Origin of the sequence: Kordia zhangzhouensis (assembly GCF_001005305.1) — a bacterium.
GTDB classification, from domain to species: Bacteria; Bacteroidota; Bacteroidia; order Flavobacteriales; family Flavobacteriaceae; genus Kordia; species Kordia zhangzhouensis.
Genome location: NZ_LBMH01000014.1, coordinates 1 through 23,459, shown reverse-complemented (window position 1 = coordinate 23,459; position 23,459 = coordinate 1). Strand labels below are relative to the sequence as shown.

11 protein-coding genes are annotated in these 23,459 nt (G+C 33.2%); all 11 read left to right on the top strand.

The window, feature by feature from the left end:
- Window positions 1–216, top strand: coding sequence for a DUF4266 domain-containing protein (locus tag AA088_RS15850; RefSeq protein ID WP_174442409.1), 216 nt, complete (start codon window positions 1–3; stop codon window positions 214–216).
- Between the two features lie 32 nt (window positions 217–248).
- Window positions 249–1,547, top strand: a complete 1,299-nt coding sequence (locus tag AA088_RS15845; protein ID WP_046746018.1) for a DUF3570 domain-containing protein — start codon at window positions 249–251, stop codon at window positions 1,545–1,547.
- 275 nt (window positions 1,548–1,822) lie between these two features.
- Window positions 1,823–2,221: a hypothetical protein gene (locus AA088_RS15840; protein ID WP_046746017.1), complete on the top strand. Its 399-nt coding sequence runs from the start codon at window positions 1,823–1,825 to the stop codon at window positions 2,219–2,221.
- Window positions 2,222–2,347: 126 nt separating this feature from the next.
- Window positions 2,348–3,424: an efflux RND transporter periplasmic adaptor subunit gene (locus tag AA088_RS15835; protein WP_046746016.1), complete on the top strand. Its 1,077-nt coding sequence runs from the start codon at window positions 2,348–2,350 to the stop codon at window positions 3,422–3,424.
- A gap of 23 nt (window positions 3,425–3,447) precedes the next feature.
- The gene (locus AA088_RS15830) at window positions 3,448–6,705 is read left to right on the top strand and encodes an efflux RND transporter permease subunit (protein WP_046746015.1); all 3,258 of its coding nucleotides are present in this window, start codon (window positions 3,448–3,450) and stop codon (window positions 6,703–6,705) included.
- A complete protein-coding gene (locus AA088_RS15825) occupies window positions 6,692–8,128 on the top strand; it encodes a TolC family protein (protein WP_046746014.1) in 1,437 nt (478 codons plus the stop codon). The genes AA088_RS15830 and AA088_RS15825 overlap by 14 nt, the downstream gene beginning before the upstream one ends.
- 332 nt (window positions 8,129–8,460) lie before the next feature.
- Complete coding sequence (locus AA088_RS15820; RefSeq protein ID WP_157547280.1) at window positions 8,461–8,997, top strand: outer membrane beta-barrel protein; 537 nt, start codon at window positions 8,461–8,463, stop codon at window positions 8,995–8,997.
- Between the two features lie 746 nt (window positions 8,998–9,743).
- Window positions 9,744–11,873, top strand: a complete 2,130-nt coding sequence (locus tag AA088_RS15815; RefSeq protein ID WP_046746012.1) for an AMP-binding protein — start codon at window positions 9,744–9,746, stop codon at window positions 11,871–11,873.
- Between the two features lie 28 nt (window positions 11,874–11,901).
- Complete coding sequence (locus tag AA088_RS15810) at window positions 11,902–12,576, top strand: hypothetical protein (protein ID WP_046746011.1); 675 nt, start codon at window positions 11,902–11,904, stop codon at window positions 12,574–12,576.
- Window positions 12,577–12,758: 182 nt separating this feature from the next.
- Window positions 12,759–17,723, top strand: a complete 4,965-nt coding sequence (locus AA088_RS15805; protein ID WP_046746010.1) for an aminotransferase class III-fold pyridoxal phosphate-dependent enzyme — start codon at window positions 12,759–12,761, stop codon at window positions 17,721–17,723.
- A gap of 33 nt (window positions 17,724–17,756) precedes the next feature.
- A partial coding sequence (locus tag AA088_RS15800; protein ID WP_157547278.1) for a non-ribosomal peptide synthetase occupies window positions 17,757–23,459 on the top strand: 5,703 nt, incomplete at its 3' end.

Genomic DNA, 23,459 nt, shown 5'->3' with positions numbered 1-23,459 from the left:
ATGAATTTTAAAAAAACCTTGCTCATTGGATGCAGTGCAATCTCACTAACTTCTTGTGTGGCTGTAAAAGAATATGAAAAAGTGAATTTGAATGATCCAGATATGAAACTATCTGCCAATTCAATTGAGCGATTTGAAACAAACTTTCAAGTTTATCGAGAAGCTGCTTCAGGAGCTAATGGAGGAAAAGCAGGAGGTGGTTGCGGATGTAACTAATCTCTAAATTTTAAAACGACGAATCAAAGCACATGAAATACACCCTAATCTTTACAGTGTCATTACTACTCAGCATCACTATGCTCCATGCTCAAGAAAGTGAAAATGAATCTTCCAATACATCCTATAAAAAACGGGTATTGGAAAGTACTGAAGTAGATTTTTTAATGAGCTATTATGCACAAGATGGAACACATGCGGCTGTTACTGGAGGAAAAGGAACAGAAGAACTTACGGATGTTACGCCAACTTTTGTAGTAGCCATTCCTTTAAATGACGACGATGTCTTAACAATCGATGCAGGTATATCGGCGTACACGTCGGCATCATCAAGTAATATAAATCCTTTTGATAGCGATAGCGCTGCAGATCCTTTTCAAGCTTCTTCGGGAGCTTCTCAAAGTGATACATGGGTAAACCTTAATGTGAATTATGCGCATTCTTCAGAAGATAGAAATTCTATTTGGAGTGGTCATGTCAACGTAGCATCTGAATATGATTATTTTTCTATTGGTTTAGGCGGAAGTTATACTCGTCTATTCAATCAAAAAAATACGGAATTAAGTGTAAAAGCTAATATATATCTTGACACTTGGAATCCTCAATATCCTGCCGAATTTCAAGAAGGATTTACAAGACCAGACATTGTTGGCACAGGAAACTATTCTAATTCATTTACACAATTTGAAAATGAAGGAAGAAATACTTATTCAGTCTCGGTTAGTTTTTCACAAGTCTTAAATGAAAATGCCCAAATATCATTATTTCTAGATCTTGTAAAGCAAGATGGATTATTGTCAACTCCTCATCAACGGGTATATTTTGCAGATGTAAATGATTTTTTTGTACAAAACTTTCAATTAGGAGATGATGTCGAAAAACTTCCTGATTCACGATTCAAACTACCAGTAGGAGCACGATTTAACTATTATATTGATGAAACTTTTTCGCTTCGCACCTACTATCGTTATTACTTTGATGATTGGGGAATTAATGCACATACTGCTAGTATTGAAGTTCCTATCAAATTAGCAGAAGGTAAATTTACATTCTATCCAACGTATAGATATTATTCGCAAACAAAAGCTGATTATTTTGCTCCTTTTGAAACACATCTTTCTACAGATGAATTTTATACTTCTGATTATGATTTGTCAGAATTTGACAGTCATCAATATGGAATTGGATTCAAGTATTATGACATTTTCACGAAATTTAAAATTTTAAATTTCGGACTTAAAACATTTGATATACGATTCAATCATTATACGCGTAGTGATGGACTTTCAGCAAACATAATTTCCACTGGATTTAAGTTTGTACTTGACTAGTTTTAACTTAATTAAATACCTCTTCTAATTTACAAATATGCTATTGACTTAATAACACTTTTGTAAAAACAAAAGCATGCAATAGAGCATTATACTATAAAATGATTACTTCTTCAAAAAGTGATCATTTTTTTCTGTAAAAGATATTATAAATGCTAGTAATTCTTGTTATATACAGTGCATTGAAAAAGTAAGAAACCACATTTTTTTTAGAAAAATATTAACATCTTTATTTCTTGTGTATGTAATTCTAGGAAATTAAATTTGCAATCGCAATGGAGAAAAAACGTATACATATTTCTTTATTAACAACGTTGTTGTTTGTGTTTGGATTTCAATTTTTTGGGAACCAAGCAACACTTCATGCTGCTGTTTCAACACACATAACTACGTCTCATGATGTTGATACTTTTCAAGTACATAAAAATGATAAAATTACAATTCAGTCACTTGATCATCAACACATTCAAATTTTAAGTGAAATAGGTGAGGAAACTCCAGAAGAAGAACAAGAAAACACAACAACTAGTACACAAGTTGCAGTATCACATACATTTTACTCATCGTATTTACGATTTGCAACGAAAAAAGTCAAGTGCCAAAAACCATTTGACAAAAGCGTACTATTATCTACAACTCCTATCTATCTTTTCTTTGAGGTTTTTAGATTATGATTTTTTTAAACTAAGGTAAACAATCGTATACCTTCTATTCTTTAGTAAATTATTCTTCATTTACATGAGCTACTATACACAGCTTTTGTATACAAAAAATTAAAAAAAATCATAAAAATTTCCATAATGAGATCATTCATTTTGTTCTTGATGGTTTGCTTTACGCTTGTAAGTTGCAATCATCATGAAAAAAAACATACAGAACACATAACACACAAAATAACAAGCCCTATAAAAAAAGACACTATCATTATAAAAGATTATGTGTGTCAAATTCACTCCATTAAACATATTGAACTTAGAGCACTTGAAAAAGGATACCTTCAAAGTATTTCCGTTGATGAAGGTCAATTTGTAAATAAAGGACAATCAATGTTTAAGATTATGCCTAATGTATATGATGCGGAACTACAAAAAGCAAAAGCCGAAGCAGATTTAGCTGAAATTGAATACAAAAACACCAAACTATTGGCAGACAATGATATTGTTTCATCTAATGAATTGGCAATGTCAAAGGCCAAATTTGAAAAAGCAACAGCCGAAGTAAATATGGCAAGTATTCACTTAGGTTTTACCAATATCAAAGCGCCTTTTGACGGTATTATAGATCATTTTCACGTAAGAGAAGGAAGTTTGTTGGATGAAGGTGAATTGCTTACTACACTTTCTGACAATAGTAAAATGTGGGTATACTTTAACGTACCTGAAGCTGAATATTTAGATTACATAATGAACGGTCATGCTGGGGAAAAACGAGAAGTCGAATTATTACTAGCTAATAATCGAGTGTTCAACCAAAAAGGATTGGTCGAAACCATTGAAGGAGAGTTTAACAACGAAACAGGAAATATTGCGTTTAGAGCTACATTTCCTAACCCTGATAAAATACTCAGACACGGAGAGACTGGTAGTATTTTGATGAAAATACCTTTCAAAGAAGTATTAATGATTCCGCAAAAAGCAACTTTTGAAGTATTAGACAAAAAATTTGTATTTGTTTTAGATAGTAATAATATCATACATCAAAAAGAAATCAAAATTGGCGGAGAACTTCCACACTTGTTTATAGTTGAAAAAGGATTAACTGCTGAAGATAAAATCGTATTAGAAGGAATTCGGTTGGTAAAAAATGGAGATCATATTGATTATGAGTTCATCAATCCAGAAGAAGCGGTTTCAAATCTAGCTTTATACACTGAATAATTTAATCTAAAAAAACAGAAAAAATGTTCAGTAACTTTATCAAAAGACCTGTGCTTGCAATTGTGATTTCAGTAATCATCATATTCACAGGATTGCTCTCTATCAACAAGCTCCCAACCTCTCAATTTCCGCAAATTGCACCCACTACAGTAAACATTTTTATAGCTTATCCAGGGGCAAGTGCAGATGTATTAGTAAAATCAACACTAATTCCTTTGGAAACTTCTATCAATGGTGTACAAGGAATGCGTTATATAGCTTCTGATGCTACTAGTGCTGGAGAAGGAACGTTGCGGATTATTTTTGAACCAGGAACAGATCCAAGTCAAGCCGTAGTTCGTGTAAAAACACGTGTAGATCAAGTAATGCCACTATTACCGCCATTGGTGCAAAGAGAAGGAGTTATCATCACACCGGTACAACCAAGTATGTTGATGTACGTAAACTTGTATAGTAATGCTAAGGACAATGACGAAAATTTTCTATACAATTATGCGTATACCAAAGTGGTTCCTGAATTACAGCGTATCAACGGAATTGCGAGCGCAAATATTTTAGGAAGTCGCAAATACGCTATGCGTGTATGGTTAAAACCAGATAGAATGAGGGCTTACAATATATCGGCAGAAGAAGTGTTGAAAGCAATGGATGAGCAAAGCCTCATAGCACGACCAGGAAGACTAGGAAGAAGTTCTGGGAAAGCAGCACAATCCTTAGAATATGTATTGACCTACCAAGGGAGGTACAATGAGCCTCAACAATATAAAGATATTATTATCAAGTCTAATGAAGAAGGAGAAATTCTAACTCTAGGAGACATTGCAGAAGTAGAATTGGGGAGTGAATTTTTTGATATTTATTCTAATTTTAATGGCAAACCTTCGGCTTCTATAGTTTTAAAACAAACCTTTGGAAGTAATGCCAGTGATGTTATAGAAACTGTTAAAGATAAATTGACAGAGCTAGAAGAATACCTTCCTCCAGGAATCGAATATAAAATTAGTTATGATGTGTCAAATTTCTTAGACGCATCAATCGAACAAGTTATTCATACATTACGAGACGCTTTTATTCTTGTAGCACTTGTCGTATTTTTATTCTTGGGTGATTTCAGATCAACACTTATCCCAATCATAGCAGTTCCTGTTTCGCTTATTGGAGCATTTTTCATCATGCAATTATTTGGACTCTCTATCAATTTGATTACTCTCTTTGCTTTGGTATTAGCCATTGGTATTGTGGTAGATGACGCTATTGTGGTGGTAGAAGCAGTGCATGCCAAAATGGAATCAGAACATCTTTCTCCATATCGAGCTGTGAAAAGTGTAATCAGCGAAATTGGGGGAGCAATTATAGCCATTACTTTAGTAATGGTATCTGTATTTGTTCCTATATCTTTCATGACAGGACCTGTAGGAGTCTTTTACAGACAATTTTCTATTACTATGGCAGGATCTATCATAATATCTGCAATAGTAGCTTTAACACTTACCCCTGTACTTTGTGCTATGGTATTGAAAAATAATCATGGGAAGCCTAGAAAAAAATCTCCAGTCAATCGTTTCATAGATTGGTTTAACAATACATTTGACAAACTCACAGGACGTTACGTACGTTTACTAACACTCATTGTAAATCGACGTGTACTTACATTTGGGATTCTAGCCGTTTTCTGTGCTGGTATATTTTTCACGAATAAAACACTTCCTGCTGGATTCATTCCAAATGAAGATCAAGGAACTATATATGCCATCATACAAACACCTCCAGGAGCAACTTTAGAGCGAACTAATGAAGTTGCTAGAAATCTTCAAAAACTTTGTGAAGAAAAAAAAGACATTGCTTCTGTATCATCACTAGCAGGTTATGAAATTATGACAGAAGGTAGAGGTTCGAATGCAGGAACTTGCTTAATCAATTTAAAACCATGGTCAGAAAGAGAGAAAACTGTTCATGAAATTATGGAAGAGCTAGAGGAAGAAAGTAAAAACCTTGGAGCAGTAATTGAATATTTTGAGCCACCAGCAGTACCAGGTTTTGGTTCTTCAGGAGGATTTTCTTTACGTCTTTTAGACAAGACAGATAATACCGATTACCATGAATTTGAGCAAATAAACAATGCATTTATGGATGCACTAAGAGAACGAAAAGAACTTAGTGGACTCTTTACTTTTTTCGCAGCAAATTATCCTCAATATGAGTTAATTATCAATAATAAAGCTGCAATGCAAAAAGGAGTCTCAATTGGAGCGGCTATGGAAAACTTAAATATTCTTATAGGAAGTACCTACGAGCAAGGCTTTATAAAATTTGGGCGTTTTTTCAAAGTGTATACGCAAGCAGCTCCTGAGTACAGAAGATTTCCTTCAGATCTTGAAAAACTATTTGTAAAAAATGAAGCTGGAGAAATGGTTCCTTACTCTGCATTTATGAGCTTAGAAAAACGATTAGGGCCTAATGAAATTACACGGTATAATCTATATAACTCTGCTGCTATTAGAGGATTACCTGCTTCAGGATATACAAGTGGAGATGCTATCAATGCAATTACGGAAGTAGCAAAAGAAAAACTTCCAAGAGGATATGATATTGCTTGGGAAGACCTTTCCTATGATGAGGCTGGTCGAGGGAATGAATCCATCTATATCTTTGCAGTCGTATTGATCTTTGTATACTTAGTACTTGCTGCTCAATATGAAAGTTTTTTACTTCCATTGGCGGTCATATTATCATTACCAGTCGGAATATTTGGTTCTTTTTTACTTCTAAAGTTAATGGGACTCGCGAATGATGTATATGCGCAAATAGGACTCATTATGCTAGTTGGTCTCTTGGGGAAAAACGCGGTGCTCATTGTTGAATTTGCAGTGCAAAAACGACGAGAAGGCATTCCGATTTTTGATGCCGCTATTGAAGGAGCAAAAATGCGATTTCGCCCTATTTTAATGACTTCTTTTGCTTTTATTGCCGGATTAATTCCTTTAGTTATAGCAACTGGCGCAGGTGCAATAGGAAACAAAACAATTGGCGGTTCGGCTATGGGAGGAATGCTTATAGGGACATTAATTGGAGTGATTATTATACCAGGGTTGTATTACATTTTTGCCAAAATGTCCGACGGTCGTAGTTTAATCAAAAATGAATCAGATGAACCTGTTTCAGAGGAATTTGTACGAGCATCTGAAGAAAAGAAATCTATCAAAAAGCAACTACGTCAATTAAAAGAACTTTTACAAAAGATTACTTCCAAAAATAAAGAGCAAGATTATGACAATAACTAAATATACATATATAAGGACACTTCTTTTTATACTAACAATCATTCTTCACTCATGTGTACCCACAAAAACAGTAAGGAGTGCTAAAAAAACAATGCCTAATCAGTTTGAAAAAATTCAAAAAGACACATTAAATAGCGCAAGCATCTCATGGAAAGAATTTTTTGCCGACGAAAAATTGAATGCCTTAATCGATTCGGCCCTAGCAAATAATCAAGAGTTAAACATTATGTTGCAACAAATTGAAGTTGCTAAAAATGAAATACAAGTGCGAAAAGGAGAATATCTTCCTTTTATAAGCTATAAAGCTGGAGCAGAACTAGAAAAGGCAAGTAAATTTACTAGAAATGGTGCTGTTGAAGAAAACTTGCCAATTCATGAAGAAGAAGCTTTTCCAGATCCTTTGCCAAACTATACGATAGGATTAAATGTTTCTTGGGAAATTGATATTTGGAAAAAGCTGCGCAATTCAAAAAAAATGGCAGTCATGGAATACTTATCGTCTGTAGAAGGTAAAAACTTCATGATTACGAATTTAGTGGCTGAAATTGCAGAAACGTATTATGAATTAATTGCTTTAGACAATCAATTACGTATTATAGATCAAAATTTAGAAATACAGCAAAATGCACTTCATATTGTAAAAATGCAAAAACAAGCCGCTCGTGTAACAGAATTAGCTGTACAACGATTTGAAGCCGAGCTATCTAAAAACAAAAGTGAGCGTTTTGAGGTGAAACAAAAAATTGTAGAAATAGAGAATCGACTTAATTTTTTAATCGGTAGCCAACCCTCTTCTATTGTTAGAAATTCGGATACTTTTATGGAATTACAAATGGATTCAATTTCTACAGGAGTTCCTTCTGAATTATTAATCAACAGACCAGATATTCGAAGAGCTGAATATGAGTTGGAAGCAGCTAAGTTGAATGTAAAAGTTGCTCGTGCTAATTTTTATCCTTCCTTTGGAATCAAGGCAGGCATCGGACTTTCTGCTTTTAATTCAAAATACTTAACGTCAACTCCTGGTGCTTTACTATATAATCTAGCGGGTGATTTGGTTGGGCCATTAATAAACAGGAATGCTATCAAAGCGGCATACAATAATGCAAACTCTAGACAACTACAAACGGTGTACGAATACGAAAAGACCATATTGAATGCCTATATAGAAGTTGTTAATGAACTTTCCAATATTGAAAATCTTCAAAAAAGTTTTGAAAATAAAAATGATCAAGTTATTTCACTAACAAGGTCTATAGAAATCTCGAATAAGCTTTTTCAATCGGCAAGGGCAGATTATATGGAAGTTTTGTTAACACAACGTGACGCTTTAGAAGCTAAGGTGTCGTTAGTGCAAACAAAAAAAGAACAGTTAGCCGCTAAAATTAACTTGTACCGAGCTTTAGGTGGAGGTTGGAGGTAATTTTAATAAAAATAGCACTACAAAAACTCCTTTATCAACAAGGAGTTTTTTTTATAGTTAACATTAAAAAGAAAAAGCAAATAGAATCTAGTTTACTTGTTATCTCTAGCTTTCAAATTTCGAACTTTTGTAGTGGATTTTGGAGAAGTTCTATACTAATAAAATCTATATGAAACTAGTTTGTATTTTGAATTTTACACTGTATATCAAAATTTGAAAATGTTAATTTTTAACAATTTGTTTTAAAATATTTAGAGCTTTATTGTGATTATCTTTTAGTCTTTTAACAATTTGTATCGTTAGATTTGGGTATTAACTTAAAACTATTTGAAATGAAAAAACAATTACTATTATCTATTTTCTTTTTGGGATGTACATTTTTCTCATTTTCTCAAGAAAAAAAAGACTTTTTAAAAAATCAAACAATATTTGGTTTTAAAGCAGGATTAAATCAAAGTTACTTAAATACCTCATCAGATAATGACTATTCTGGGTTAGAACTATATGGAGGTTTTTTTGCAGAAACTAGTCTAAGTAATACATTAAGTTTTCAATACGAATTATTGTACTCGTATACAGATGACATTAGTTTTTTAGAAATTCCTCTGCTACTAAAATACCATTTGAATGATAAATGGTCTATCATGTCTGGTCCAAAATTGGATGTTGTTGCAAACAAAACAATTGAAAATGCTTTATATGAACCATTATCTGTTTCACTTGAAATAGGAACGCAATATAATATATCTAAACGCTTTTTTATTGAGGGAAGATATGGTTATGGTTTATCAAAGGAAGTATTAATTGATAGTAATTCTAATAGTTATAGTCGTAATACATTGAGATTAGGAGTTGGTTATAAATTTTAATAAAATTCATAAATAGGATACCTCTTGTAGTATAAAAAAAAACTGTAATGTTTTAAATTACAGGTTTTTACAATTTATGTGACCTCGAGAATTCAAAGTTCGAACTTTTTGATGGAGAATTTGAGGGGGATTTATGAGTTTATGCAAGCTGTTTAACTTTATTTTGTCAAATTTAGAACTGTCCGAAAAAAGGTAAGTCTTCATAAACACCACGAAGGAATTTACTTCTTCTTTAAGGTTAATACATAATTATTTTACGGTAAAGTCATATTTTATATTTATGATATTTAATATTTTTATAATGAATGGAATTCATTATAAAAAAAATGTCAATTGATAATATACACTGCTAATTGACTAAGCAGAGCTGTACAATAATTAAAAACTAATATTTTTTAGCCCGTAGGAGTTAAAATAACTGCTTTGATTGTAGAAAGAAAATCAAAAATATCTCTTAAGACTTCAGAATAAAAAGCTTCTAAAAAATGCTATAGAAGTTGGCGAATAATAATCTTTATCATTAAAATAAGAATCTTCTTATAGTTACTATTTTTAATGTAGTAAACCTAAAAATTACTGCAAGTGATACTTTTAAATAGAAATGTTTACCCGTCAAAAATCTTAAAACTATAATTACTTGCTTCTACAGATTATTTATATAGAATTAATAAGCACTTTTTAATTACAAAAACCATTTTCCACACTTCATACTGTATTGTCAGAGTTAAAAAGAAAGAATTTTTAAAATGTCAAAAAAGTTATACACTTATAAAACCCTCAACGAGTTAATCCTTGGGATATCAAACAATACCGAAAAAGGTATCATATTCATTACCGCAAATAATAAGGAGCATTTTGTTTCGTATGCAACTTTTTACCAAGAAGCATTATTTTTTTTAGGGACATTACAACGCAAAAAAAGTATAAATAGAGGAGATGAAATTATTATTTATGAAGACGACCATCATAAATTTTTAATTGCTTTTTGGGCATGTATATTAGGAGGATACATTCCTATTCCTGTTGCTATTGGAGGGAAAGAAGAACACAAGCTAAAACCATTTAGAATTTGGAACAATCTTACACATCCTAAAATATTTACTTCGGCGGAAAAATTAGAGAAGCTTATTACCTTTGGAATTGAAAAGGGACTCGTAAAAAACAAAACAAATTTTAAAAAAAGTTGCATAGCATCATCAGAAGTTTTTGAAAATTCAACCCAAGGGATTCCTGTAACTGTTTTTTCAGATGAGCTGGCTTTTATTCAATATTCTTCCGGATCTACTAGTATGCCTAAAGGTGTCATGTTAACACACGAAAATCTAATTTACAATACGTATGATATCATTGAAAGATTTAAAATAACCACAGATGATAACTACTTTAGTTGGATTCCGCTCACACACGATATGGGAATGATTGCTTTTCATTTGTCAAGCATTGTAGCTAGTTGTAATCACATGATGATGCCCACAAGTTTATTTATAAAAAGACCTTTATTGTGGATGGAAAAAACTCATGAATATAGAGCAACTAGACTATGTTCTCCTAATTTTGGATATCAGTACTTTATGCAAGCATTCTATAGGAGACCTGATCAAAAAATCAATTGGGATTTATCATGTGTAAAATCTATCATAAACGGTGCCGAGCCAATCTCCGAAAAAGTCTGCTTAGATTTTACAGAATTACTATCTCAGTACAATTTATCTGACCATTGTATAATTCCTAGCTATGGATTAGCCGAAGCTTCAGTCGGAGTTTCATCATCCAATATTGGAGATAAAATTTCAGTATACACTGTAAAAAGAGAATCGCTTGTTATAGGAAAAGAACTCATTTTTGCGCAACAACATGATGAAAAAAAAACACAAAATTTTGTTGGAGTTGGAAAAACTCTTTTAAGTTGCCGTGTAGCTATCAATGATGAAAAAGGAAATTCCTTAGGTAAAAATACATTAGGCTTTATTGATATTAAAGGTAAAAACGTTACGAAAGGATACTATAAAAACCCAGAAGCAACGCAAATGGCTTTTCTAAAAAATGATTGGTTACGTACAGGCGATTTAGGTTTTCTGCTAGAGGATGATACTTTAGTTATTACAGGTAGGCATAAAAATATGATGATTCTACAAGGGCACAATTACTATGCTAGTGATATAGAAAATATCATTATAGGAACAGCAGATGTAACACTAGGGAAAGTAGCTGTTTGCGGAGTGCCAAGCAATGGAAATAATAAAGAAAAGCTACTTGTTTTTATCTACTATAAAAGAAAAATTGAAAATTTCTTGAATGTCATTATTGCCATACAAAAGAGACTTTCAAACGCATTAGGAATTATACCAGATGTCATCATTCCAGTTAAAGAAATCCCTAAAACAACAAGCGGTAAACTACAACACGGTATATTACTAAAAAGATATCAAAATGGAGAGTTTGAAGAAATTAGTAGACTCATAAGCCATGAAATGCTTCACAATACATTGCAAGTGTGGAAAAATTCAACAAATAGATTAAAAGATATCAATACTTGGCTGACATCACTATGTTTAGAAATTCTTAATGGCGAAAATGTGATGATAGATATGCAAATTCCTTTAGGAGATCAAGGGTTTAAATCTATTCATGCTGTACAATTGGCGCAACTATTAAAAACCAGACTTGGTCTCATTGCAGAAACAACTATTTTTTACAAGTATCCAACAATACTCAAACTTTCAGCATACATAGAAGCCCAATTATTTAGTTCCAAGAAATCTAATACACATGTAGAAGATGAAAAGAGTGAGGCTAAAAATGATGCTGAACTACTTACCAAAATAGAATCGCTAAGTGATGATGAAGTCTTACAGCTATTAGACAAACTAATATAAACTTTAAATCACAACAAATACATAGAAAATGCAAAAAAGCATAGAAAAAAGCTACCAAATAGAGTGGCCTGGCTGGTCATTAAGTGATAATAAATATGGAAAAGAGTTTGATGCTGAAGCTAGAATTAGGATGATTGAAACAGGTCGAAAATTACTTCCTTACCTATTAGATAACAGTGCTATTTTTGGTGAGAATTTTTTAGAAATAGGGCCTTTTTTTACGCCTATTTTGTTTTCGGAAGAATTGCAAAATTACTTACCTAAAAATCACAATATCAATTTCTTAGAAAACGATCAAAATGTAATTAACTGGTTGTCAGAAAAATTTAGATGCTTTATCTTTAAATTAAACATTGATTCAACTACATTTTTTCATGATTTGACGCAAAAAATGACCGCACAATTCGGATACTATAAAGACTTCTATGATGTAGTTACCATGTCTCAAATAGTAAACTATGTTGATTACAAGCAATTACTAACCAGCTTATTCCCAATGCTAAATAAAGAAGGGTACATATTTCTCAATAATGTGGTTGATTATGGAATTCCAATCTTATTTTCTGAACAAAGACCAAAATCTAATCAAGAAATTATCGATACTGCTAAAGCTATAGGATATAAAATATACTACAAGGAAGAACAACCAAAAATGTTTGATGAAGAGCCTAATAAACGCTTGATATTAATACTTTCTAAATAAATATAGAGAGTGCCGTTTGATGAGAAAACATTAAAAAAAATGAAATTTCAGTCATAACATAGCATTCTTAAGTGAAAAAATACACGACAATTAATTCTCTACATATGTTTCCCTCTTTAAACATATAAAAATACCCTCCTAAAAATTTAAAATACGAATCTTTTAAAAAGAAAACTATGGAGATGAGTTACTCAAATGAAAAACGTTTCAACGAATTAAGCCCATTAAAAAAAGCGATATACAAAATTGAAAAGTACAAATCAGAATTAGCAAACTTAAAAAGTGAAAAAAGGAATGAAAGTATTGCTGTAATTGGTATGGCTTTAGAATTTCCAAACGCTAAAAACCCCGAGCAATACTGGGATAATATCATCAATAAAAAAGATAGTATCGCATCTTTTCCCAAGGCTCGAAAAGAGCAACTGGTATCATACTATAAATCAAAAGGAATTGCTATTGATACGCTTACGTTTCAAAATGGAGGATATCTAAATAGTATAGATCATTTTGATGCTGATTTTTTTAAAATTGATCATGCTACTGCTTCGGTTATAAATCCTATACATCGTCTATTCTTACAAACTTCATGGAGAGCTATGGAAGATGCAGGGTATGTTCAAACTCATGTAGAAAAGACAGGTATTTTCTTAGGAGCTTCTGGCGATATAAATTATGCGGAATATATTGATATCATCAACCAATCTAGTGACACATTAGGTTCGGCATCATTAACGGGAAATACAAACTCATTAGCTTCAAGCAGACTCTCTTATTTTATGGACTTCAAAGGACCAGCCTTAACCATAGATACAGCTTGTTCTTCATCATTGGTAGCCATTCATCTAGCTTGTAATTCATTATCAAATAGAGATAGTGATATGGCAGTAGCTGGAGGAGGAAAAATGTATCTATTACCAGAAAAGGGAAAATATCATATAGGTTTTGAATCGCCAACAGGAACAACAAAACCTTTTGATCACAAATCTGACGGTGCAGGAATAGGAGAAGGAGTTGCTGCAATTGTATTAAAACGATTAGATGATGCAATAGCAGATAAAGACACTATTTATGCGGTTATCAAAGGTACGGCAATCAATCAGGATGGAAAATCTTCAGGAATCATAGCTCCTAATCCAGAAGCACAAACAAGCGTAATTAAAGAAGCCGCTACAAAAGCAAAAATTGATCTACACACCTTAGGATTTATAGAAACACATGGTACAGGAACAAAATTGGGCGATCAAATAGAGTTTCAAGCATTATGCGATGCGTTTGAAGGGGTTTCTAAAAAGCAATTTTGTGCATTAGGCGCAGTAAAAAGCAACATTGGACATCAGTTTGAAGCAGCAGGAATCGCAGGTCTTATAAAATGTATCATGTCACTCAAGCATAAAACAATTGCCCCTTCAATTAATCACAATAAGCCAAATCCATCATTAGATTTTCAAAATTCTCCTTTCTATTTCAATACAGAATCAAAAGATTGGCTATCTGAAAGTAAAAGAAGATGTGCAGTAAGTTCTTTTGGAATTAGTGGTACCAATGCACATGTAATTTTAGAAGAATATGTACCAAACAAAGTAGATGATACAATCAATGATGAAAAAAGCTTTCTATTTACCTTAAGTGCCCACAACAAAAGCACCTTAAAACAGTGTATCAGTGACTACATACATTTAATATCAGACGAAAATAATTTAATCGCTGTAGCAGATATTTGTTATGCAACAAATACAAAAAAAGGAACTTATAACTGGCGTTTTGGAGTCGAAGTCACAACATTAGCGCAATTGAAAATACTATTGCAAAATCCAGAAAATCATATTACCCAAGTTGAGTACAGTTACAAAATAAATACAGCACTTTTTGAAACAAGAAAAGAGGAAAATGGAACTCAGTTTTTAACATATCTATTAGCAGAATATAAAAAAGGAGCCGTCATTCCCTGGAGAAGATATTACCAAAATAATGTCTACACAAATATTGATTTACCACGCTATCCACTGGCTGAAACATCTTGCTGGCCTAATTTTGAAGGTGTAAATTTTCCAATACAACATACAGAACAGCAAACACTACCCGTTACTAAAATTCCAGAATTAAAATATGAAACTATATACAAACAACTTTCGGAGCTTATTTCTGTAAACACAGGAATTCAAGTAACTGAAGATGCTTTAGATAAAGATTTATTTGATCTTGGAATAGATTCGATTATTATTTTTCAATTTATACAGACCATAAAAAAACAATACAATATTAATCTAGAATTGGGACAATTTTACAATGAGGTTAGTAATTTAAAAAAACTAGCAGAGTTCATTGTTAAAAATGGAATGGCAAAAAGCATGACATCTCAACAGGTAAAAAAACAGGTTCAGTATAAACGGAATGCTATAGATTACTTTGTGCCGTATAAAGAAATTGAAAAAGATGTTTCTAAAGTATTTACAACCACTCAAGCAAATCATCTGGAAAAACTAATACATGAAATTGTAACGCAAACAAATGATACAAAACAACATACTCAAAAATACCGTAAAGTACTTGCAAATAATAGGAATGTAGCAGGATTTAAGCCTGAAACCAAAGAAATAACTTACCAAATTATAGCAGACAAAGCGAAAGGCTCAAAAATTATAGATTTAGATAATAACGAGTATGTAGATTTAACGATGGGCTTTGGAGTGAATTTACTAGGATACAATCCAGATTTTATTGAAAAAGCATTACAAGAAGCATTGTACAAAGGATATGCTGTAGGTCCTATGAATGCTACAGCAGGAAAAGTAGCTGCTTTAATTTCAGAACTAACAGGTAATGAGCGAGTTGCTTTTTATAACTCTGGTTCAGAAGCAGTTATGGTGGCTTTAAGACTAGCCCGAGCGACTACAAGGAGAAAAAAATATGTGATTTTTAAAGAATCATATCATGGAACTTTTGATGGAATCTTAGCAATAAATAATCCTTTAGATCTGGGAAATCCAATTCCATTAGCATCAGGAATTACAGAGAATTTTATTGAGAATACTGTAGTATTAGAATATGGTAGGCAAGAATCATTAGATTATATAGAAGAACATATTTCCACGTTGGCAGCTGTATTGGTGGAACCTGTACAAAGTAGAAGACCCGATATTCAACCAAAAGAATTTTTACAAGAATTACAAAAAATAACAAAATCAAACGGTACTGCGCTCATTTTTGATGAAGTCATATCGGGATTTAGAATTCATGTAGGCGGAGCAAAAAAATGGTTTGAAATTGATCCTGATATATGTATTTATGGAAAAATTGTCGGAGGAGGAATGCCCATTGGAGTTGTCGCAGGAAACGCAGAATTTATGGATGCTATTGATGGAGGAAGCTGGCAATTTGGAGACAACTCTTATCCTAACAAACCCACAACCTTTGTAGCAGGAACATTCAATCAACATCCTTTAACGATGAGTGCTTCTCTAGCTTTATTAACTTATTTAAAAGATCAAGGAAATACCTTACAGAGCAATCTTAATAAAAAGACAATGACTTTGGTAAAAAGATTGAATTCTTATTTTGATGAGGTAGGCGCATCTGTAAAAGTAGTAGCATTTGGCTCTCTTTTTAGATTTTTCCTAAAAGGAGGTTGGGACTTGTTTTATCAACATTTATTAGCCAATAAAATATATGTTTGGGAAGGAAGAAATTGTTTTCTTTCCACAGCACATTCAGATGAAGATATTGAGTTTATATATCAGGCAGTTGTCAAATCTACCCAAGCAGTTCTGCAGTCAGATTGGATTGATACATCTCCTAAAGAAAACACAACGACAACATCCATTGCTTTTTCAGAAGATCAGGAAAAATTATATGCGCTAGTATCTGTAAATCAACATGCGTCGAGTTCATTTAACGAAAATCAAATTATTGAATTAAAAGGAAATCTACATGTAGAAGCATTCCAAAATGCGTTCATAAAAGTGGTAAATCGCCACGAGGTTTTGCGATCTACAAAAATTGACGAAAACGGATATCATATTGCATCAAAAGTAACTCCAAAGATTACATACTTACAAAACAACCATGTCACAACCGAAGCTATTTCAACAGAGGATTATATTGAGTTTTTAGGAAAACAAGGAGTAGAAGCATTTAACTTAGCAAATGGTCCATTTATAAGAATGGTAATTCTTGAAATTTCAAAAACACATCACAAAATACTATTGACAACACATCATTTAGTGGGTGATGGTTATTCTATTGAAATCATTTGGAATGAGTTAAGTTCGATTTATGCAACGGAAATCAAAGGAGCTGAGGTTGGTTTATTAAAACCTACAGGATTGAGCGAATTCAACCAATGGTACACAGAAGTGAATACACGAGAACATCAACAAGAATCCTCAGAATTTTGGAAAAAGCAATTTCAAAAAAAATATCCCAAAGTAAGCTTAGCTACAGGTCATATTGTAACGCCTAATTCAAAAAGAGGAAATCTATTTAGTCAAAAAATTGATAATTCGCTAAAAGAAAGGTTATTACATTTTTCAAAAACAAATAAACTCACCGTGTTTAACGTGCTTTTTGCAACCTATACATTACTATTACAACGACTTTCTTCACAAACAACATTTGTCGTTGGAATACCCTCGTCAGGGCAATTGGCAATGGGTAAAAAAAATATAGTTGGGCAATGCGTAAAAATGCTTCCAATTTATATAGATATAGATGAACAACAGACCGTTACAGGCTATTTTGAAAAAATAAAGACAGTAACTACTGAAGCCATAAAACACCAAAACTGTTCATTTAATGAAATTCTAGAAAATTGTAGTGATGTAATGCCTCCACAAATTACAGCAGAAATAGACATGAATAGTGTTAAAAAACAACTCAATTTTGAAGGTCTTGAAGCAACATTTTACTTTCCTCCTGTATCATATGTAAAATATGAACTGAGCATTAGTATTATTGAAATGGACAATAATTTAATGATGGACTTCTACTATAATACCGCACTTTTTGACAAAGAAGTCATAGCAAATTGGGCAAACTGTTTTCTACATATGTTAGATGATGCAATAAGTAGCGCAACAAAAACGATTTCTCAACTTTCGATAGAAAATAAAAAAGACACAAACGTATTTTCTTCCTGGAATAACTTGTAAACAGCATTTATTTACCAACCAATATTGACTTAGATGAACAATCAAACTATCTTTTCATTTCTACAAAAAAGAGAGGCTAAAACTCCTGCATTAATATATAATGAAACTGAAATAAATTACTCAACACTATGGAATTCTATTGAGAAAAAATGTTGCGAAATAGGAAATCTTGCAGGAAAAAAAGTTGTGCTTGCATATCGAAACCCAATAGCTCAAGTTGTAAATCTGTTAGCAATTATAAAATCTGGGGGATACGCTATCATGACTTCATCCAAAGAACAACTCATTGAGACGTGTATTCAAACTGCTTTTCAAGATGAAAAAATATATCTATCAACTGATACTCAAGAAACATTTGCGCTGAAAGCCTTTCAAAAGTTGTCTGCAGTTACGTTCAATGAGAATACGCCAAGTTCAAGCCAAGTAGGAGGAATTATTCTAGTAAACAAAACAGGAAGTGAAGGATATCAAATAGAAGCAGTAGACATTGAAAAGCACCTACAAGAAGTACAATCGTCTTTTGGTTTACATCTAAAAACAAAATTACAGGCAAGTAAAGACCTTGAAAAAACAGATGTATTAGAATATATATTACCTGCCATTGCATCAGGAGTAACACTCTATTTTACTGATGATAACACAAATCATAAGAATGGAGTCGGAACTTTAAAAATTTCAAAGCAAGTAGCTTCAAACCACAAATTGCTTCAAAAATTAGCTGCAAATTGCACCTTTGAAGTTACTGAACTTATTATCACATCAGATGAAAAAATTTCGGGGAAATGCATCAAAAAATTAAAACAAGTATTTAAAAAATTAGAGAAAATAATTGTCACACTTCACATACAAGGAATTCATCTATCAATAATTCAAACAGAAACGGCATTTGATACAAAAGAAGACACATTTGTAAATTACACCAAACCTCTGGGAAAATTAAACTTACAAATATTAGATGCTAAATTCCGCGCTGTTCCGTTAGAAGTTTCAGGAACACTTTGGGTTGAAAGTAACTACTTCTCAACTCCTGTAGGAGTACAAAATTCTCTGAAAGAAGTACATGTTGGGAATCATTCTAAGCAACTAAAAGCGTTGGCTTATAAAGCAAAATTTACATCAAATGGGGAAATCGTACTGCAACAAAAAAGCGCCAGAGAAATATATATCGACGACAAGCTTGTTACGCCCGATATAACGGAAGATATTTTAAAACTACACAACAATGTGATAGACGCAGCAGTAGTATATAAAAAATCATTGCACTGCTTGATTGCATTTGTAGAGCTAGAATCCGAAGGTGAAATTTTAGGTAGCGAGTTTAGAACTTGGTTAAAAAGAAAAGTAAATTTAGACAATTTGCCTTCTCACATTGAGTTTGTTTCAGAGTTGCCTAAAGACCCATATGGCTGTATCAATTATGACGAATTAGCAAAGAAAGAAGTAACGCTTCCATCTATAACTGTGACCCCAACACAAGAAAAACTACGAACTATTTGGCAAGAATTATTGCATATTTCAACAATAGAATTGGAAGATAACTTTTTTGAATTAGGAGGGCATTCACTATTGGCGACGCGAATGATATCAATGATTCAAAAACAATTGGGTATTGATATCTCTATCACCACTATTTTTATGTATCCAACCATTAAATCGTTATCCAGTCAAGTACGTTTAGCTGTTAAAAAAGATACTTTACCCGCAATTTCAGTACAAGAAAAAATAGGGAACATTCCATTGTCATTCAGTCAAGAACGACTTTGGTTTTTGGACCAATTGCAAGGAACACAAGACTATCATATTTCTGGCGGATTACAATTAAAAGGAGCTGTTAATTTTGAAATATTAGAAGCTTCTCTAAGAGCGATAGTAGAGCGACATGAAATACTAAGAACCGTTATCAAATCAGAAAATGGAATAGGATACCAAACAGTACAATCATCAGAAAACTGGACGCTGGAAAAAGGACAAAAAAACCTTGAACAATCAGCGCAAGAACTTATCAACTCTTATACAATAAAGTCATTCAATCTCTCAGAAGATTACATGTTTAGAGCCTGTTTCTTTGAAGCAGAAAATGGAGCACATGTATTAGCGTGTGTTTTTCATCATATCGCTAGTGATGGTTGGTCAATTCAAATTTTTGCTGAAGAATTTAAAAGAATTTATAGCGCTTTAATAAACAGGTCAATCCCAACACTATCACCATTATCTTTTCAATATGCAGACTATGCTATTTGGCAACGAAATGCACTAACGAGTGATTTCCTCAAAGAACAATTGACATACTGGCACTCCAATTTATCAGGTGTTTCTCAGCTAAAACTACCGTTAGATAATGCAAGACCATTCATTCAAAATACCACAGGTGCAACGATTAAAAATTTCAAATTAGATAGTCAGTTAAGTGCTCGTATTTATCAAATATGTAAAGAAGAAGGCAGTACGGTATTCATGTTTTTATTATCAGCGTTCAAGGTTTTATTGATGAAATATAGTGGACAAGACGATATTTGTATAGGAACACCTATTGCCAATCGTACACAATCAGATTTAGAAGGCATGATAGGATTTTTTGTAAATACGTTGGCTTTGCGAACAGATCTAAGCGGAAATCCTACGTTTAAAGAATTACTATTACGTGTAAAAAATACGGCATTAGGAAGTTACGAACATCAATTAACTCCTTTTGAGCTAGTAGTCAACAACATAGTGACTACACGTGAGATGAACATGAATCCATTATTTCAAGTCATGTTTTCACTAGAAGACTCTTTAGAAATTTCAGATTTTATCACTGATGAATTGGAAGTTTCTTTCTTGAAAAGTGATACTACAACTTCACAATTTGATCTCAGTTTACATGTAGAAGAAAACAAAACAGAACTCTCTTTACACATTGAATACAGTACTTCATTATTCAAAAAAGAAACGATTCTTCGAATATTAGATCATTACAGCTCCTTATTGGAAGTCATTACCAAAGATGTAAGTCAGTCTATCCAATCTTTAAACATGATCTCTGCATTCGAACAAGACATATTACTACATAAGTTCAATGCTACGCAAGTCGAATATCCAAAAGATCAAACGATTGTAGCCTTATTTGAAAGACAGGTATTAAAAACCCCCGATGCGATTGCGGTTGTTTATGAAGAAGAAACACTTACCTACCAAGAATTAGATAAACGTTCCAATCAATTGGCTAGTTATTTAGTAGGACAGGGAGTTGAGTCAGAAACATTAGTAGGAATTTGTATTGATCGTTCTTTGTCTATGCTAATAGGAATATTAGGGATTTTAAAAAGTGGAGGTGCGTATGTGCCTATCGATCCAGATTATCCTGAGCATCGTATTAACTATATACTATCAGATGGTAAGATTGAATTGATTCTAAGTAATTCAAGATATGCTTCTATATTTACTAACAGAGCAACATTAAAGACGGTATTATTAGATACTAATTGGTCAGACATCTCAAAATATAATACAGGGAAAGTCTCAGTAGAACTATCAAGCAGACAATTAGCGTATATAATTTATACCTCAGGGAGTACAGGTCATCCCAAAGGAGTTATGAATGAACATGCCGGAGTTGTCAATCGTTTGTTATGGACTCAATCTGAGTATGGATTGACAAGAGATGATGTAATACTACAAAAAACATCGTTTAGTTTTGATGTTTCAGTATGGGAGCTTTTTTGGGCCAATATTTGTGGTGCTAGGTTGGTATTTAGCAAGCCAGATGGTCACAAAGATGCGGAGTATTTAAAAGATTTGATAGAGTCAGCAGGAGTCACGACGCTTCACTTTGTTCCCTCGATGTTGCGTGTTTTTCTACAAGCGCTTTCACCAAATGATTGTGGCACCTTACGTCGTGTTCTATGCAGTGGAGAAGCTTTACAATTGGATGATGTACGTTTATTTAAAGAAAAACTACCAGGGGTAGCTTTATCCAATTTATACGGGCCAACAGAAGCAGCGATTGATGTTAGTTATTGGCATGTTCCGTTAGAGGAAGACATTGATAAAATATTAATAGGTCAACCAGTAGCCAACACAAAACTCTATGTTTTAGGTACCAATCAGGCATTACAACCGATCGGAGTTGTTGGTGAATTATGTATATCAGGGATACAAGTAGCCAGAGGCTATCTGAATCGAAGCGTTTTAACTACAGAAAAATTTATCATCAATCCATTTGATGAAGGTGAACGTTTATACAAAACGGGAGATTTAGCACGTTGGTTACCTGATGGAAACATAGAACTTTTAGGAAGAAAAGACACTCAGGTAAAAATTAGAGGTTATCGTATTGAACTAGGAGAGATAGAGCATGCACTGTTAGAACACGAATCAATATTGAACAGCTGTGTAGTAGTCAAGCATGATTGTCAGGAAACAAGCTATTTGGTTGGATATGTGGTGTTTGAGGGAGAGTTTTCCAAAGCTTCCCTAGAACTATTTTTAGGTTCTCGCTTACCAGGCTATATGATTCCCAAGATATGGGTTTTACTAGAAGAAATACCGCTAACGACCAACGGCAAAATAGATAGAAAAGCTTTACCCGCACCAGATATCCAACTATATACGAGTACAACTTACATTGCTCCCCAAACTGCTATGGAGAAGCAATTGGCTGAGATATGGCAAGCATTATTGGGGATTGATAAGATGGGCATTGAAGAGAACTTCTTTGAACTAGGAGGTCATTCCTTACTAGTGATTCAGCTGATTTCGGCATTGCAGCACTATGATTTACAACTTTCGGTGAAGGATATATTTGAGTATCCCACAATAGGTAAGCTTGCCTTAAGGCTACAAGAGCAAGAGCCAGCGTATGTTGTCCCAGCGAATGGTATTGTAGATGGCTGTAACTACATTACTCCAGAGATGGTTCCATTGCTCGATTTTGAACAGGATCATTTAGAAACAATCATGGATTTGGTTGATGGTGGCGCAGAAAACATTGAAGATATCTATCCTTTATCACCACTACAAGAGGGCATTTATTTTCATTATCTGATGAGTGCATCGGCGCGCGGCGATGTATACATCATGCCAAATCTTCTTTGTTTCTCAAGTCAAGCAAAACGAGCAGCCTTTTTAGAAGCCTTATCCTTTGTAATAAATCGTCACGATGTATTACGTACTTGTGTTTTAAGTGCAGGACTTCCACATGCTGTACAGGTCGTATTGCGAGAGGTGTCACTTTCAGTAGCTCCGATAGAGTTAGAAGATACCAAAGCTGTAGCAGGTCAATTACAAGATTATATTAGTAACCACCATCATCGGATTGATGTATCAAAAGCTCCCTTATTAGAATTACGTACGGTAGAAGATGAAGAAAATCAAAACTATTACCTACTGCTTAATTTACATCACCTAATGTTGGATCATGTAGGATTGGAAATCATTATCGAAGAGATTGGACAATACCTATCAGGAAACGCAGCTACTTTACCGCCTCCAAGTCTCTACAGAAATTTTATAGGTCATGTACTACATACACAATCTTTGAGTGCTAGCGAGTCTTATTTTAAGTCACGTTTTGAGTCTATAGAATCCCCTACGTTACCTTTTGGATTACAAGATGTTCATGGAGATGGTGTTAACATCGTAGAATCTACAGTAAGATTATCAGAGGGTCTTTCTTCTAGGATTTACCGTGTATCACAAGAATTACAAATGAGTCCAGCGACATTATTTCATGCTGCCTTTGGTTTGGTGGTAGGC

Coding starts and splice junctions, on each gene's coding strand:
- AA088_RS15850 (WP_174442409.1), top strand. CDS start 1: ATGAATTTTAAAAAAACCTTGCTCATTGGATGCAGTGCAATCTCACTA.
- AA088_RS15845 (WP_046746018.1), top strand. CDS start 249: ATGAAATACACCCTAATCTTTACAGTGTCATTACTACTCAGCATCACT.
- AA088_RS15840 (WP_046746017.1), top strand. CDS start 1,823: ATGGAGAAAAAACGTATACATATTTCTTTATTAACAACGTTGTTGTTT.
- AA088_RS15835 (WP_046746016.1), top strand. CDS start 2,348: ATGAGATCATTCATTTTGTTCTTGATGGTTTGCTTTACGCTTGTAAGT.
- AA088_RS15830 (WP_046746015.1), top strand. CDS start 3,448: ATGTTCAGTAACTTTATCAAAAGACCTGTGCTTGCAATTGTGATTTCA.
- AA088_RS15825 (WP_046746014.1), top strand. CDS start 6,692: ATGACAATAACTAAATATACATATATAAGGACACTTCTTTTTATACTA.
- AA088_RS15820 (WP_157547280.1), top strand. CDS start 8,461: ATGAAAAAACAATTACTATTATCTATTTTCTTTTTGGGATGTACATTT.
- AA088_RS15815 (WP_046746012.1), top strand. CDS start 9,744: ATGTCAAAAAAGTTATACACTTATAAAACCCTCAACGAGTTAATCCTT.
- AA088_RS15810 (WP_046746011.1), top strand. CDS start 11,902: ATGCAAAAAAGCATAGAAAAAAGCTACCAAATAGAGTGGCCTGGCTGG.
- AA088_RS15805 (WP_046746010.1), top strand. CDS start 12,759: ATGAGTTACTCAAATGAAAAACGTTTCAACGAATTAAGCCCATTAAAA.